We start from the raw sequence: 14,073 nt of genomic DNA on the forward strand, positions 1-14,073 counted from the left end.
CGGCGGGACAGGGGCTCGGGCGATCCGTACCGCCCGGCCGACATCCGCCTCCGGGATGACGTCGGCCCCGCGACCCGCCGCTACCGTCGACCCATGACGAACACTCAGCACGAGGGCCGACTCGCGGGGGCGGCGGCGAGCCTGCGACGGCGGGTCGACCGCCGCGAGGTGGCGTGGGTCGTCGGCACCACCGCGGCCCTGTTCGTCGCGGGCGCGGCGCTCGTCGGCCTGACGGCCTCGGCCGGCCGGGTGGTCGCGTCGCTGCTCGAGTTGCCGGGCGCGCTCGCGCAGGCCGCACTCGTGCCGTTCGTGGTGTGGGCCGTCCTCGTCGTCCTCGTCGCGTGGCGGTGGTCCGAGGCGCCGGCGTCACGCCGGGCCTGGCTCTACGTCGCCGCGGCGGCCGTGGCCCGGGCCGGCGTCGAGCTCACCGTCGGGTCGGGCGTCACGTCGGGCCTCCGGGCGGGCTTCTCCCTCTACACGGTGCCCACTGTCGTCTTCGTCAGCCTGCCGTTCGTCGCGACCGTCGGCCTGGCGTCGTTCGTCGTCCTCGCCGCGCGGTCGGGTCGGGGCGGCCGCGACGCCTCGGCGCACGACGGAGCACGTCCGGCCGAGCACGCACCCGTCAACGTCCCCGTCGACGCCCCCGCGGCCCGGGCGGACCGGGCGCCCCGCCCGCCCCGTCACCTCGTGCACCGCGTCGCCGTGATCGTCGAGGCGCTCGCCCTCGCGGCGGGCGTCCTGCTCACGCTCTCGCTGGCCGGGCAGTGGTTCTCGGCCGAGTTCAGCCTCTTCGGCACCCCCGTGACCGTCAGCCAGGAGGCCGCGGACAGCTGGCTCCGGACCCTCGTCGCCTGCCTCGCGTGCCTCGTCGTGACGCTGTTCGCCGCGATCACCGCCGGGCATCGAGGTGTCGTCGTGGCGGCCGTCGTCGTCGCCGGGCTGGTCGTGATCGGTGCCGTCGGCGCACCCGTCCCCGGGGACCGGTGGGAGTCCCCCACCCCCCGTCAGGAACCCCTGCCCGCGAACTACACCCCGTGCTTCAGCGGCAGCGGGAAATGCAACTGACCCTCGGGGACGCCGAAGGTCAGGCGGGCGCGTCGACGTCGGCGCCGTCCCAGAGGTCGGAGCAGTCGACCGGCTCGGCGGCGTGCGCCCTGAGATAGGGGCCCGCCCCGCGATCCCCGGTGAGGGACGCCGCGAGGGCCGACCAGTGGGACCGACCGACCACGACGGGGTGACCCGGGCGTCCGTGGAAGACGGACTGCCGCAGCGCAGCCGGGCCCAGGGGCACGTCGGCGGCCGGGGACGACAGCAGCCGCGCCACCGCGGACGGCGGCAGCCCCGGGTAGTCCACCAGCGTGATCAGGGCGAGCCGCGCCTCCTCGGGGTCGGAGGCGGCGAGCGCCGCCAGCCCGACGCGCAACGACGCGGCGAGGCCGTCTGCCCAGTCGTCCGCGACGACGACCGCCACCCTCGCGCGACCGTCGACCGGCGGGAGGCACGGGTCGGCGTGCGGCGCGTCCGTCGCCCCGCCCGGCACCGGTGTCTCGACCGTCAGGAGGCGCGGGTCGGCCGCCAGCAGCGCTCGCGCCTCGGTCGCGCCCGCCCCGAGCACGACGACGACGCGGTCACAGCCCCCGTCGAGCAGCGTCGTCACGGCGCGGGTCAGCCACGGCCCGCGCTCGTCGACCACGAGCGCCTTGGGACGGCCCATGCGCGTCCCGGCGCCGGCCGCGAGCAGCAGGCCGACGGACGTCGAGGAGTCGTCACCGGGCATGGTGTCAGGCTAGCCAGCCCCGGAGAGCACCTCGCGCCGGCCGGCGACGTCCGACGTCGCGGTAGGTCGCGGGGCCGAGGCCGTGACACCATCGAGACCTGGCACCACCAGAGACCACCCGCTCGCCCGTCGCACCCGAGGAGCCCCGTGTTCGAGATCGCCGACCGCCTGCTGGCGCGACTCGACGCCGGCGAGCGCCTCGCCGTCGCGACGGCCGTGTCGGTCGTGGGCAGTGCACCCCGGACGGTCGGCACGTCGATGGCCGTCACCGTCGACGGCACCGTGATCGGCAGCATCTCGGGCGGCTGCGTCGAGGGCGCGGTCTACGAGATCTGCACGCAGGTGCTCGACGACGGCACGCCGCAGCTCGAGACGTTCGGGTTCAGCGACGAGACGGCGTTCGAGGTCGGGCTCAGCTGCGGCGGGCGCATCGAGGTGTTCGCCCGGCTCGTCACCCCGGACGACGCCGAGACGATCGCCGCCCTCCGCGATGCCGCCGCCGGGCGTGAGGCGTCGGCGCATGTCGTGCTCGGCCCGGTCCGCACCGGCGAGGTCGTGCCGAGCGTCGACGACTGCGAGGGTCTGCGGGTCTTCAGCGAGCGCTCGGTGCCGCCGCCGCGCCTCCTCGTCTTCGGGGCGGTCGAGTTCGCCGTCGCCCTGTGCAACGCCGGGGCGGTGCTGGGCTACCGCGTGACGGTGTGCGACCCGCGTCCGGTCTTCCTGACCCGCGAGCGTTTCCCGTCGGCCGACGAGGTCGTCGTCGAGTGGCCGCCGAACTACTTGGCGCGCACCGGGGTCGACGAGCGCACCGTGATCGCGGTGCTGTCGCACGACGAGCGGTTCGACGCCGACCTGGTCGAGGCGGCGCTGGCGTCCCCGGCGGCGTACGTCGGGGCCATGGGATCACGGGTCACGCACGACCGACGCGTCTCCGCCCTGGCCGATCGCGGAGTCGGGCCGGCGGCGCTCGGCCGACTGCACTCCCCCATCGGGCTCGACCTCGGGGCGAGCACGCCCGAGGAGACGGCCGTGTCGATCCTGGCCGAGGTGCTCGCCGTGCGGTCGGGCGCCTCGCGGGCCCCGCTGCGCGACCGTGACGGCAGCATCCACCTGATCAGCTGAGGCGCGGACCCCCAGGGTTCCGCCGAAGCGCCCGCGCGCGCAGGTGGGTCTCGGCGAGCCCCTGGTGCGTCGGCGTCAGCCGGCCCCGCCCGGGCGGACCTTCGCGGTGTCGGCGACGTCGATGCGGGTGACCCCGTCGCCGCGGTCCTCGGTCGTGATGCGCGGGGCGGCGTCCGACTCGTCCGACTTCGGGGCACGGGTCAGCTGGTCGTGCCGCTTCTCGTCGTCGGTCATGCCGGTCGGGTCGTGGTCGACCTCGTGCCCCGGGCTGGTGTCGCGGCCGGCGTCGTCGGGACCGGGGGCCTGCGTGTCGTCGCTCATGCGGTCGACCGTACCCGCGCCTCCTCGTCCGCGGAGCGCGTCAGCCGCGACGCAGCCGCTCGACTGCCGATGACAGCACCGGCAGGTCGTGGTCGACGGTGTGCGCCACGACGGAATGCGAGGTGTCGAAGTACCGGTGGGCGAGGAAGTCGCGCATGCGGGCGACGTCGGCCCACGGGATCTCGGGCGCGGCACTCGTCGTCTCGGACGAGAGCCCCTTCACCGCTTCGCCGATCTCGATGAGGCGGACGCGCACGGCGTCGAAGACCAGCCCGTCCGTCAGTTCTCCCCGTCGCCGATGGGCGTCGATGGCGCCCAGAGCCGCTGCGATGTCGTCCAACCGCGCCCGATCGTGACGACTCACAGGGCGACCCCGTCCCGCGAGACCGCCTCGGCGACCTCGGGGGTCAGGCCGTCGCGGGGCACGACGTCGACCACGACCCCGGCGATGTCGCTCGCCCGACGCGCAGCCGCCGCCAGCCCGAACAACCCGAGACCGTCGGGCAGGTCGACGACGACGTCGAGGTCGCTGTCGACGCGGTCGTCACCTCGGCTGACGCTGCCGAAGACCTGGGGGTGACCGAACCCTTCGCGCGCGAAGAACGACCGCAGTTCGGCACGGCGAGGATGCACGATGCGCCCCACCGGCCCGCCGAACGGAGACGCGGTCGCGGTCGCACGAGATCGTGACGGCGTGAGCGTGAGCGCCAGGTCGAGGCCCGTCGCCTCGAAGAGCCGCTCGAGGACGGGCAGGGACGGGATCTTCGAGCCGCCCTCGTAACGCGAGACGGCGCTCTGCGGCAGCCCTGCCCTCCGCCCCACCTCGCCCTGGGTGAGCCGCGCAGCGACCCTCGCCTCCCGCAGACGCGAGGCGACGTCCGTGGTGATCATGACCGGACTATATACGATCGGGCATGCGCCGCGCACGAGACCCCGGGAACCCGCCCAGACCCTCACGGGGGTTGCTGGGGTCCGAGCGGGTTCCTGGGCCTCGGCGCCGGGCTAGCGGGTGAGGACGGCGAAGCCGCCGGGCTTGACCAGCACGACGCTGCGGCCCTGCACGTCGCGCTGCTGCACGAGGCGGCCCTGCGCGTCGTACGACGACGCCGACGTCCGACTGCCCCGCACGCCGACCGGGGTCGGCAACGGCAGCCGCGAGGTCGACGACAGCAGCTCGGTCGTCGTCGGGCGACCGTCGGCCGCCGTCCCGGCGAGCACGAGCCGCTGGACGAGCGGCCGCACGATCAGGCCGTCGACCACGGTCGCGTCGCGGCCGGCGGTCACGGTGATCGCCGTCGCTCCGGCACCGATCGGCACCGGCAGCGTCTGGGGCAGCAGAGCCCCGGAGGCGGCGGTCACGCCCTGCGCCCCGGCCTGCGTCGTCAGCGTCCCCAGGGGCACGCGTCCCGCCTTCCAGACCGACGTCGACCGCACTCCCTCGGCGGCGAGCAGGACCGGCTCGACGTGCCGCAACCCGGAGCCCGCGGGCACCGTGATCGTCGCGCTCTGCCCGGGCTCGAGCCGCAGCGCCGAGCCTCCGCCGTACTGCGACTCGCCCGTCCACGCCGAGTCGGGGGTGACGACCGTGCCCGTCGTGGGCGACGCCGTCTCGGCCTCGACCACCGTGAGGCCGTCACGCGACGTGACGCTCGTCAGCCCTCGAGCCTCGGCCGAGACGTCGGGGGCGCCGTCGAGGGCGATCATCGACAACAGGCCGTGGATCGTGCTCTCGGCACCGCTGTTGCGGTTCACCGTGCCGTCGGCCTGCACGCCGTCGAAGGTCACCCCGGTGGCCGGGTCGTAGACGGGGGTGCCCGAGCGGTTCGTGCCGAAGTACCAGCTCGCAGCGACGGCCGCGATGCGCTTCAGACCCGGGGCCCCCGCGCCGGCGCCGGCCACGGCGAGCGCCGACTGCAGCCGCGAGTCGGCTCCGTAGGCGATCTGCGTCTGGTCGACGGGCGTCGGGTACCAGGCGTTGTCGGGCCCGCTCGCGGTGAGCAGCGTGGTCGTGAACGAGGTCTGGTCGAGCACGGCCGGCTTCAGCAGGTCGGGTCGGGCGAGCACGGTCGACGCCCGGGCCAGGGCGACGGGCATCTGCGACGACCAGGCGTGCCACATCGAGCGGGACTTCGCCCAGGGCAGCACGGCTCCGTACGGCCAGGTCTGCCCGTCGCCGGACGACATCGCCGCGACGCCCTCGGCGAGCTGCGTCAGCGCGGTGCGCGAGGCCGCGTCACCCGGCACGACGGCCGAGTAGGCGCTCAGCCCGAGGACGGCCTCGGCCGAGGCGTCGGCTCCGGAGCCGATCAGCCAGGCGGGCACCTTCGCCCCGTCGGCCACGTCGTACCGACCGTAGCGGGCGAGCGTCTCACGGTTCAGCGCTGTCACGCCGAGCTGCAGCCGCTGCTGCAGGAACGCGGCGAACTCCGGGTCGTCGTCCGCGAATGCGGCGTACCCCTCGCCGAACGCCCAGATGCTGCGGGCCAGCCAGTAGCTGTTGCCGCTGTCGGACGGGTCGGGCAGTTCGACCGGCACCGGGCTGCGGTTGAAGGTGCCGTCGGGCTGCATCCAGAGGACGACGTTGCCGGCGGCGTCACCGGTGGTCGTCTGGAAGTACGCGGTCGCCCGCAGCAGCTCGTAGGCCTTCTGCCGGCTCGACTCCGAGCCGGTCTGCTTCCAGTCGCGCAGGTACACGACGGCCGTCCGTGAGACATCGTCGCTGTTGTACGCGCCCTGCCCCCAGTACCCGGTCGCGGGGTCGAGCGGACCGCCGCCCACCCGGGCGAAGGTGCCGCCGTCGCGGGCGTCGGCGTAGGTCCACGGCAGGGTGAGCGTCGGCTCCGCGCTCTGCCGGTAGGTCGAGTGCCCGGCCTCGGGCACGGGCGTCGTCCGGTCGAGCAGGAAGTCCAGGTGCGCGAGGTTCGTCAACGGTGCCACGGCCGGTGCGGCCGCCGGGGTGGTCGGCGCGGCCGAGCCGGGCGGCGCGGCCGCCGGACCAGGAGGCGCGGCGGCAGCCGGCAGCGCCCCCGTCACCCCCAGCACGGTCGCCAGGGCCGCGGCCAGTGCCGCGCCCGTCCATCGTGAGTTGCGTGCGATCATCGTCGACCGCCTCCTTCTTGTCGGTGATCCGTGGGTGTCGTCGGGCCGTGGGTGTCGTCGGGCCGTGCGCGACCTCAGGCGCGGTCGAGGCGGGCGACGCCGATCTTCGAGTCGGCCATGCCGTAGAACACGAAGGGGACGCCGTCGACGTGTTCGATCGCGGTCGGGAACACGACGTTCGGCACGATGCCGTCGCGCTCGTCGGCGGTCTCGGCCTCGAGCAGCGGCACCTCCGACCGGGTGACCACGCGCGACGGGTCGTCGGCGTCGAGGATCATCCCGCCCGCCGCGTAGTTCACGTTCTGCTGCTGGGCGAAGGCGTCGTCGATCACGCCGGTGACGCCGTGGTGCAGCAGCAGCCAGCCCTCGTCGACGCGCAGCGGGGGCGGGCCGCCGCCGATCTTCAGCTCCTCGAACGGGAACTCGGGGCCGGCGACGAACCGGTGCTGCCCCCACCGCGCCAACGCCCGCGGGTCGGCGGCGACCGCGTCGACCGGCACGTAGCTGATCCAGATCGAGTGCCGCCCGTCGGTGACGCCGGCCGGCAGCGGACTGCCCTCGCCCGGCACCGTCGCACCGATGTGCCACATCGGTCGGTGCAGCACGGCGAAGCTGCGCACGCCGTCCGGCGCGGTGACCGGCGACGGGAAGAACACGGTGTCCTTGTTGTGGAACAGCCCGAGGTCGGTGTCGAGCTCGTCGACGTACTCGAAGGTCGCGGGCCCGAGTCGGCGCCAGTCGCGCAGGTCGTCGCTCACGGCGACGGCGGTGCGCGGCCCGAGCGGCCCGTAGGCGACGTAGGTCATCACGTGCAGCCCGAGCTCCTCGATCCACGTGACGCGCGGGTCCTCGACGCCGGCGTGGGTCGCGCCGCGTTCCCACCCGCGATCGGGCGCGAGCACGACGCCCTCGCGGGTCACGCCCACGGGCACGCCGTCCTCGACGACGACCCGGGCCAGCCCGACGCGCGACACGTTGCCCGTGGCGACGAGCCGCGGCAGCAGGTAGAGCTCGCCGTCGGGCCCGCGTCCCGAACCGGGGTTGAGCACCCCCTCGGCCTCGTCGGGCGAGTCGGGGTCGGGGGTCATCACGACGCCCAGGCGGGTCAGTCGGTACGGGAAGTCAGCCATGGGAGGCCCTTTCGAGAGGCGAGAGGCGGGAGGCGGGAGGCGACGGAGGCGCGATGCGAGGGGGGATCGCACCGCGCCTCCTGCGGTGGGGGCCGTCGGCACGACGACCCGGTCTGGGGGTGGGGAGCCGAGGAGGCGCGGGGCGCGCCGGTCGCGCAGCGCGCCTCCTCGGGTCGGGAGGCGGTCGGTCAGCCCTTCACGCTCGAGCCGACGTCGGTCGAGATGAAGTAGCGCTGGAACACGATGAACAGCAGCACGACCGGAGCGGCCAGCACGACGGCGCCCGCGAGGGTCGCGCCGAACGGGTTCGCCGCCGTCGCCGCCACGTTGCTGATGTAGTTCGCCAGCGACACGGCGAGCGGCTGCATCGACGCCTCCTTGGTGATGAGGAACGGCCAGAGGAACTCGTTCCACGGACCGATGAAGGTCAGCAGCAGGGCCGTGACCAGCGCCGGGCGCACGAGCGGCAACGCGATGTTCCACAGCAGCCGGAACTCGCCGGTGCCGTCGATGCGCGCGGCCTCGAAGAGCTCCTTCGGCAGCTGCAGGAAGTACTGCCGGAAGATGATCACCGCCGTCGAGTTGATGGCGAACGGCAGGATCATGCCCAGGTAGTTGTCGCTCAGCCCGTAGTTGCGCGCGATGAGCACGTACAGCGGGATGATCAGCAGCTGGAAGGGCACCACCTGCACGAGCAGCGCCAGCGCGAAGGTGACCCCGCGACCACGCCACTGCAGCACGGCCAGCGCGTAGCCGACCAGCACCCCGAACACGAGGGTGCAGGCGAGCACGCCCACCGTGAAGATGCCCGAGTTGAGCAGGCCGCTGAGCAGCCCGATGCGGCTGTCGATCGCGGCGTAGTTCTCGACCGTCAGGTTCGACGGGTGCGGGAACGCCCCGGCCACGGTCGGGTCGGGCTTGGTCTGCAGCGACCCGATCACCATGTAGTAGAACGGGAAGAGGAACGCCAGGGCGCCGATCGCCAGCACGACGCCGCGCAGCGTGGTCTGGGCCCGGGTCAGCGGCGGCTTCTTGCCGACCCGCAGGGGGCGGGCGGTGGTCTCGTCGGAGACGGTCATCTCAGTCCTCCTTTCCGCCGGCGAACCGGTTCTGCAGCAGGGCGATGACCAGCACGAGGATCACGAGCACGACGCCGATCGCGGCGGCCTGGTCGGGGTTCCCCTGCTCGATGCCCTTCTGGTACATCAGCAGCACGGGCGAGGTCGACGCGCCGTTCGGCCCGCCTCCCCCGGTCAGCAGGTACGGCTCGGTGAAGAGGTTCGCCCCGGTGACGGTCGAGACGAGCAGCACGAGCACGGTGGCCGGACGCACGCCCGGGACGGTGACGGTGAAGAACGACCGGATCGGGCCGGCACCGTCGCTCGAGGCCGCCTCGTACAGCTCCTTGGGCACGTTCTGCAGAGCCGCGAGGTACAGCAGGATGTAGAAGCCGAGCTGCTTCCAGGTGACGAACAACGCGATCGAGGGCATGGCCCAGGCCGAGTTGATCAGCCACGACGGGGTCGGGGCCAGCGGCCCGAGCACGTTGTTCACGAGACCGTCGCCGTTGAAGAGGAACAACCAGACCGCGACGACGGCGACGCTCGCCGTCAGGTACGGCACGTAGAACGCCACCCGCAGGAACCCCCGGAAGTGCGCGACCTTGTCGAGCGCCGTGGCGAGCACCATGCTCAGCACGACCGTCAGCGGCACGTTGATCACCAGGAAGACGCCGACGTTGCCGAACGAGCGGATGACCGCCGGGTCGGTGAACGCGGTGACGAAGTTGTCGAGGCCGACGAAGGGCCGCGCGACGACGGCACCGGGCGCCGTGAAGAAGTAGTCGTGGAACGCGATGTAGACCGCGTAGACCAACGGGTACGCGAACACCGCCAGCACGAACACCAGGTAGGGCGCGCTGAACAGCAGGCCGAGCGGGTGCTTGCCGAGGGGGCCGCCCCGCCGACGCCCGCGCGGGTCGCCGTCGCGGCGACGGCCCGCCCGGTGCCCGGAGCCGGGACCCCCCGAGGAGGCGCGGTGCGCCTCCTCGGCTCGTCCGGCGGTCGGCGACGCTGCCGCCGCCTCGTGCACGGTGGACACGATCAGCCCTGCGCCGCGAGCTCGTCGATCTTGTCCGCGGCGTCCTTCAGCGACGAGTCGACGTCACCCTTGCCGAAGATCACGCTGCTCGACCACGCGTCGCGGAAGGCCTGCAACTCGGCGACGGTGTTCGGGCCGGCCGGCACCTCGACCGTGCGGGCCGCCTGGTCGCCGAAGAGCGCGTACGAGGGGTTCGCGTCGAAGTAGTCGGAGTAGGTCGAGGCCAGGTCGGTGCGGATCGGCATCTGGCCCGTGGTCTCGAGCAGGGCGCGGTCCTGGTCGCTGCTGGTGGAGAACTTCAGGAAGTCCCACGCCGTGCCCTGGTTCTCGCAGGCCGTGTACATGCCGACGTTCTTTGCGTCGCTGAACGTGTAGGTCTCGTCGGCGCTCGTGCCGTCCTTGGTCGGGACGGGCACGGCACCCCAGTTGACGTCCTCGTAGACCGACACGGCCCACGGCCCGACGATCGACATCGCGGCCTCGCCGTCGGCGAACGAGTCGCCCGTGTACTGCTCCTGGCCGGCCAGCCCCTGCTCGTAGAGCGAGCGCCAGAAGGTCGCCACGTCCTCGCCGGCGGTGTCGGCGAAGGTCGCCTTGCCGTCCTCGACGAGGCCGGTGCCGCCGGTCTCGGCCGCGTAGAGCGGCATGAAGTCGAACTGCGACTGGAAGAACTCGCTCGTCGGCGCCGGGTGGATGGCGTACTTCGAGACGCCGGCGTCGACCAGGGTCTTCGACGTCGCGAGGAAGTCGTCGTAGGTGGAGAGGTCGGGGTTCTCGGCGTCGAGGCCGGCCTTCGTGAAGAGGTCCTTGTTGTAGAAGATCATCACCGGGTTCGACTTCCAGGGCAGCTGGTAGTACTTGCCGTCGGCGTCCTGGTACTGCTTCGCGAGGTCGCCACTGCGCTCCTCGATGTAGCTCGCGCCGTCGTCGAAGCTCGACAGGTCGACCAGGCCGCCCTGCTTCTGGAACTGCCCGACCGCGCTGGGGGCCGTGTTGTAGACGAGGCAGGGGGCGTTGCCGGCCGTGATGGCGGCGCCGATGACCTCTTCGCTCGACTTGCCGGCCGGGATCTCCTGCCCCTTGACCTGCTCGTCGGGGTGGTCGGCGTTCCAGGCCTCGACCATGGCCTTGCCCCAGGTCACCTCCTGCTCGTTGTTCGAGTACCAGATGGTGATGGGGCCCTTGGCGGTGAGGGCGTCGCTCGAGGCGCCGCCGCCGCCGCCGGAGCAGGCGGTCAGGCCGAGGGCGGCGACCAGGACGGTCGCGCCGAGGGTCGCGCGGCGGGTGAAGCGTGTGCGTCGTTGCACGGTGTTCTCCTTGGGTGGGTGGTGCTGCGGGTGTGGCTAGGGGGTGGTCTGAGGCACGGGGGCGTGCGGGTCGGTGCGGTAGAAGTACAGGTCGCGGTGGCCGGCGGGGGCGTCCCAGCCCTGGGCGAAGGTCCAGCGGCCGCCGATCTGCTGCAGGCCGCCCCAGCTGAGCGACCCGCCGGACGCGAGGGCGAGCTGGTCGACCGGACGCCCGACGTCGTAGAGCGCCTGGCTCGCCGCGAAGACCCCGTCGACGTCGTGGAAGACGTCCAGCACGAGTCGGCCGTCGCCCGTGACGATCGCGGCGGCGACCTCGTGCAGGTGGCCGCCGACGCCCGACAGGTCGAGGTACGGCACGGGCTCGAAGGTCCAGTGGCGCAGGTCGTCCGAGCGGCCGACGTGCAGCACGCCGTCGAAGCCCTCGCTGACGAACATGAGGTAGTCCCCGTCGTTGTGGCTGCCGCTGCCGCTGCCGTTGCCGCCGAGGCGGACCGCGTTCCCGTGCTCGTCGCGCGGGATCACGGCGCCCTTGGCCCAGAGCCGCGTCTGCTCGTGGTCGGCGATCGGGCCGAGCTTCTGCCAGGAGACGAGGTCGTCGCTGACGGCGACCAGCAGGTCGATGCCGACCGCCTGGACGGGGTAACCGGGGCTCGGGTGCGCGACCCGCGCCTCCTCGGTGATCGGGAAGACGCCGTTGTAGAACAGCCAGAAGCGACCCTCGGCGCGGTAGACCTTGGGGTCCTCGGTGCCGAACAGTTCGTCGTCGAGGGTGGGACGGACGACCGGGTTGGCTGGGTCGTCGACCCAGGCGGCGCCGGGTGCTGGTTCGCCGTCGGGGGTGAGGGCGAGGGTGGCGTGGCCGATGCGGCTGCCGAGGCTCTCCTTGCGGGGCGAGGCCCGGTAGAACAGGTGCAGCGTGCCGTCGTGCTCGATGAGGCTGGGGTTGTAGAGCGACTCGCTCGTCCAGCCGAGTCCGTCGGGGTCGGGCCACTGGCCGTCCAGCGTGAAGGTGAACGCCGGGTCGGCGGTGAAGGGGCCGACCGCCCAGTCGGGGCGGCCCGGCTCGTAGGCGGCGGGGCTCGAGAAGGTCAGCTGCGAGAGGGCGCCGGTGAGCTCGTTGCGGTGGACGAGGGCCTCGTCGAGGACCGTCCGGAGGCGCTCCCGGGTCAGCGGGACGAGGTACGGCTTCGAGGCGGCGCGGGCCGCGTCGGCGTCGGGCCCGGTGTCGGCGCGCGTCGTGTCGGGCCCGGTGTCGGCGCACGTCGTGTCGGGCCCGGTGTCGACGCGCGTCGTGTCGGGCCCGGTGTCGGCGCTCGCCTCGGTGCTCGTCGTGTCACTGGCGGTCGTCATCGGGGCACCCACTTCGTCGTGTGCGGTCTCACTCGTCTACCGAAACGTTTCGGTAGATCGAGAAGCTAGCACGTCCGCCGCCGCGCCGGAACCCCTCCCGGCGCGATCTCCCGACCCGCGCCTCCTGACCTGACGCCCGACGAGCACCCATCGGGCTCCCGCCGCAGGGCGCACCACGCTCGCGTCGTCGAACCACCTCGGAACGTGGTTCGACGACGCGAGCGTGGTGCGTCCTCGACGCCCGGGCGCCGAGCGATCTCTGAGGCAGCGCGGGGCGCCGCGGGGTCAGCGGGCGGCGGAGCCCGTCGACGCGCGGACCAGCAGCCGGGCGGGCTCGATCTCGGCGTCGGTGACGGCCTCGCCCTCGACGGCCGAGAGCAGGAGGCGCGCCGCCTCGGCCCCGATCAGCCGCGGAGCCGTCGTCAGCGTGGTCAGCCCGGGGCGCACGTACGACCCGAGCTCGATGCCGTCGAACCCGGCCACGCTGACGTCGTCGGGCACGCGGACCCCGAGCCGGTCGAGCTCGGTCATGAACCCGATGGCGGCCAGGTCGTTGGCGCAGAAGACGGCGGTGGGCCGGTCGTGGACCGGTGCGTCCGGCCCGAAGAGGCGAGCGGCGGCCCGGGCTCCCCCGTCGTAGGTGAAGTCGGCCTCGACGACCGCCCCGGGCTCGTGCCCGGCTCCGACGACGGCGTCCCGCCAGGCGGCCCCGCGACGCCGCGAGTGCACGAAGCGCCCGGGCCCGGCGACGTGGGCGAACCGCCGGTGACCGAGCGACACGAGGTGCTCGACGAGCTCGCCGATGCCGGCCGAGTCGTCCTGCCGCACGGCGGGCAGGGGGAAGTCCCCGGCCGGGTTGACCCCGACGGCGGGCAGGTCGAGCTCGCGGACCAGTTCGACGCGCGGGTCGTCCACCGTCAGCTCGTTCAGGACGACGCCGTCGACCCGACGTCCGGCCGCGAGCCGCCGGTAGCGGTCGAGCGGTTCGTCCGCCGCCGACCCCATCTGCAGGATGAGCGCGTACCCGCGCGGGTCGAGCACCGACTCGAGCCCGCCGATGAAGCTGCCGAAGAACGGGTCGGACTCGAGCACGAACGGGTCGCGGTGCACGACGAGCCCGACGGTGAAGGCCCGCTTGGCGCTCAGGCTGCGGCCCCGGACGCTCGGCACGAAGCCGAGGTCGTCGGCGGCCTGCCGGATGCGCGCGCGGGTCTGCTCCGAGACGCCGGGGCGACCGTTGAGGGCGCTGCTGACCGAACTGATCGCGACGCCGGCCCGGGCCGCGACCTCGACGATGGTGACCCGCTCTGCCACGCCGCGCCTCCTCGTCCTCGCCGGTGCCGATGCCCGTGTGCGCTCGCTGCGCCCCCACGATGCTACTGACCCGCCGCAGCCGCCACCCGTGCGTGGACCGCCCGGCCCTAGGGTCGGGGCATGCTCATCGTCTCGCTCGTCGCGGCCTCGCTCGCCGCCCTGCTGCACCTCTACATCTTCGTGATGGAGTCCTTCCTCTGGACCACCCCCCGCGTCCGCGCGACCTTCGGCATCACCGACGACGTCCAGGCCGAGCACACGAAGCCGCTCGCCTACAACCAGGGCTTCTACAACCTGTTCCTCGCGATCGTCACGATCGTGGGCGTCGTGCTGATCGCCGCCGGAGGGGCAGGAGGCGCGGGCAGCGCCTTCGAGGCATCCCCCTCGGGCAACGCCCTGCTCGTCGCGGGCACGGGGTCGATGCTCGCCGCCGCGCTCGTCCTGCTGCTCTCGGACCGCACGAAGACCCGCGCCGCGGTCACGCAGGGGTTCCTCCCGCTCGTCGCGCTCGTCACGCTGCTCATCGCCGCCGCGTGACCGGGTTCGGCCGCAC

At 73.3% G+C, this 14,073-nt stretch carries 14 protein-coding genes; 3 read left to right on the top strand and 11 right to left on the bottom strand.

Annotated features, from left to right (window positions below; genetic code table 11):
- The first annotated feature begins 93 nt into the window (after nt 1-93).
- Nucleotides 94-1,065, top strand: coding sequence for a hypothetical protein (locus tag ARTHRO9V_RS13335; RefSeq protein WP_159827836.1), 972 nt, complete (start codon nt 94-96; stop codon nt 1,063-1,065).
- A 19-nt stretch (nt 1,066-1,084) separates the two neighbouring features.
- Here the strand turns inward: ARTHRO9V_RS13335 and ARTHRO9V_RS13340 are convergent, their stop codons facing one another.
- Complete coding sequence (locus ARTHRO9V_RS13340) at nt 1,085-1,777, bottom strand: NTP transferase domain-containing protein (RefSeq protein ID WP_159827838.1); 693 nt, start codon at nt 1,775-1,777, stop codon at nt 1,085-1,087.
- Nucleotides 1,778-1,924: 147 nt separating this feature from the next.
- Between ARTHRO9V_RS13340 and ARTHRO9V_RS13345 the strand changes: the two genes are divergently transcribed.
- Entirely contained in the window at nt 1,925-2,899 is a 975-nt protein-coding gene (locus ARTHRO9V_RS13345) for an XdhC family protein (RefSeq protein WP_159827840.1), read from the top strand.
- 75 nt (nt 2,900-2,974) lie between these two features.
- Here ARTHRO9V_RS13345 and ARTHRO9V_RS13350 read toward each other — a convergent pair whose 3' ends face one another.
- From ARTHRO9V_RS13350 to ARTHRO9V_RS13395, 10 genes are all read right to left on the bottom strand, one after another.
- Entirely contained in the window at nt 2,975-3,220 is a 246-nt protein-coding gene (locus tag ARTHRO9V_RS13350) for a hypothetical protein (RefSeq protein ID WP_159827843.1), read from the bottom strand.
- Between the two features lie 40 nt (nt 3,221-3,260).
- Nucleotides 3,261-3,560, bottom strand: a complete 300-nt coding sequence (locus ARTHRO9V_RS13355; RefSeq protein ID WP_236557050.1) for a DUF86 domain-containing protein — start codon at nt 3,558-3,560, stop codon at nt 3,261-3,263.
- Nucleotides 3,561-3,580: 20 nt separating this feature from the next.
- Nucleotides 3,581-4,111, bottom strand: coding sequence for a helix-turn-helix transcriptional regulator (locus ARTHRO9V_RS13360; RefSeq protein ID WP_159827849.1), 531 nt, complete (start codon nt 4,109-4,111; stop codon nt 3,581-3,583).
- A 111-nt stretch (nt 4,112-4,222) separates the two neighbouring features.
- Nucleotides 4,223-6,319, bottom strand: a complete 2,097-nt coding sequence (locus ARTHRO9V_RS13365) for a hypothetical protein (protein ID WP_159827852.1) — start codon at nt 6,317-6,319, stop codon at nt 4,223-4,225.
- Nucleotides 6,320-6,393: 74 nt separating this feature from the next.
- A complete protein-coding gene (locus ARTHRO9V_RS13370) occupies nt 6,394-7,449 on the bottom strand; it encodes a glycosidase (protein WP_159827855.1) in 1,056 nt (351 codons plus the stop codon).
- A 188-nt stretch (nt 7,450-7,637) separates the two neighbouring features.
- On the bottom strand, nt 7,638-8,393 hold the full coding sequence (locus ARTHRO9V_RS13375) for a carbohydrate ABC transporter permease (protein WP_218141852.1): 756 nt from the start codon (nt 8,391-8,393) through the stop codon (nt 7,638-7,640).
- Nucleotides 8,394-8,529: 136 nt separating this feature from the next.
- Entirely contained in the window at nt 8,530-9,540 is a 1,011-nt protein-coding gene (locus ARTHRO9V_RS13380) for a carbohydrate ABC transporter permease (protein ID WP_056044485.1), read from the bottom strand.
- Nucleotides 9,541-9,551: 11 nt separating this feature from the next.
- Nucleotides 9,552-10,856, bottom strand: coding sequence for a sugar ABC transporter substrate-binding protein (locus ARTHRO9V_RS13385; protein WP_370516203.1), 1,305 nt, complete (start codon nt 10,854-10,856; stop codon nt 9,552-9,554).
- A gap of 36 nt (nt 10,857-10,892) precedes the next feature.
- A complete protein-coding gene (locus tag ARTHRO9V_RS13390; protein WP_159827858.1) occupies nt 10,893-12,206 on the bottom strand; it encodes a hypothetical protein in 1,314 nt (437 codons plus the stop codon).
- A 285-nt stretch (nt 12,207-12,491) separates the two neighbouring features.
- Complete coding sequence (locus ARTHRO9V_RS13395; protein ID WP_159827861.1) at nt 12,492-13,520, bottom strand: LacI family DNA-binding transcriptional regulator; 1,029 nt, start codon at nt 13,518-13,520, stop codon at nt 12,492-12,494.
- A 120-nt stretch (nt 13,521-13,640) separates the two neighbouring features.
- Between ARTHRO9V_RS13395 and ARTHRO9V_RS13400 the strand changes: the two genes are divergently transcribed.
- The gene (locus ARTHRO9V_RS13400) at nt 13,641-14,057 is read left to right on the top strand and encodes a DUF1304 domain-containing protein (RefSeq protein ID WP_159827864.1); all 417 of its coding nucleotides are present in this window, start codon (nt 13,641-13,643) and stop codon (nt 14,055-14,057) included.
- The last annotated feature ends 16 nt before the right edge of the window (nt 14,058-14,073 follow it).

The sequence above is a fragment of the Frigoribacterium sp. 9N genome (assembly GCF_902506305.1).
In the GTDB taxonomy this organism is placed as follows: domain Bacteria; phylum Actinomycetota; class Actinomycetes; order Actinomycetales; family Microbacteriaceae; genus Frigoribacterium.

Coding starts and splice junctions, on each gene's coding strand:
- ARTHRO9V_RS13335 (WP_159827836.1), top strand. CDS start 94: ATGACGAACACTCAGCACGAGGGCCGACTCGCGGGGGCGGCGGCGAGC.
- ARTHRO9V_RS13340 (WP_159827838.1), bottom strand. CDS start 1,777: ATGCCCGGTGACGACTCCTCGACGTCCGTCGGCCTGCTGCTCGCGGCC.
- ARTHRO9V_RS13350 (WP_159827843.1), bottom strand. CDS start 3,220: ATGAGCGACGACACGCAGGCCCCCGGTCCCGACGACGCCGGCCGCGAC.
- ARTHRO9V_RS13360 (WP_159827849.1), bottom strand. CDS start 4,111: ATGATCACCACGGACGTCGCCTCGCGTCTGCGGGAGGCGAGGGTCGCT.
- ARTHRO9V_RS13365 (WP_159827852.1), bottom strand. CDS start 6,319: ATGATCGCACGCAACTCACGATGGACGGGCGCGGCACTGGCCGCGGCC.
- ARTHRO9V_RS13370 (WP_159827855.1), bottom strand. CDS start 7,449: ATGGCTGACTTCCCGTACCGACTGACCCGCCTGGGCGTCGTGATGACC.
- ARTHRO9V_RS13375 (WP_218141852.1), bottom strand. CDS start 8,393: ATGGTGATCGGGTCGCTGCAGACCAAGCCCGACCCGACCGTGGCCGGG.
- ARTHRO9V_RS13390 (WP_159827858.1), bottom strand. CDS start 12,206: ATGACGACCGCCAGTGACACGACGAGCACCGAGGCGAGCGCCGACACC.
- ARTHRO9V_RS13400 (WP_159827864.1), top strand. CDS start 13,641: ATGCTCATCGTCTCGCTCGTCGCGGCCTCGCTCGCCGCCCTGCTGCAC.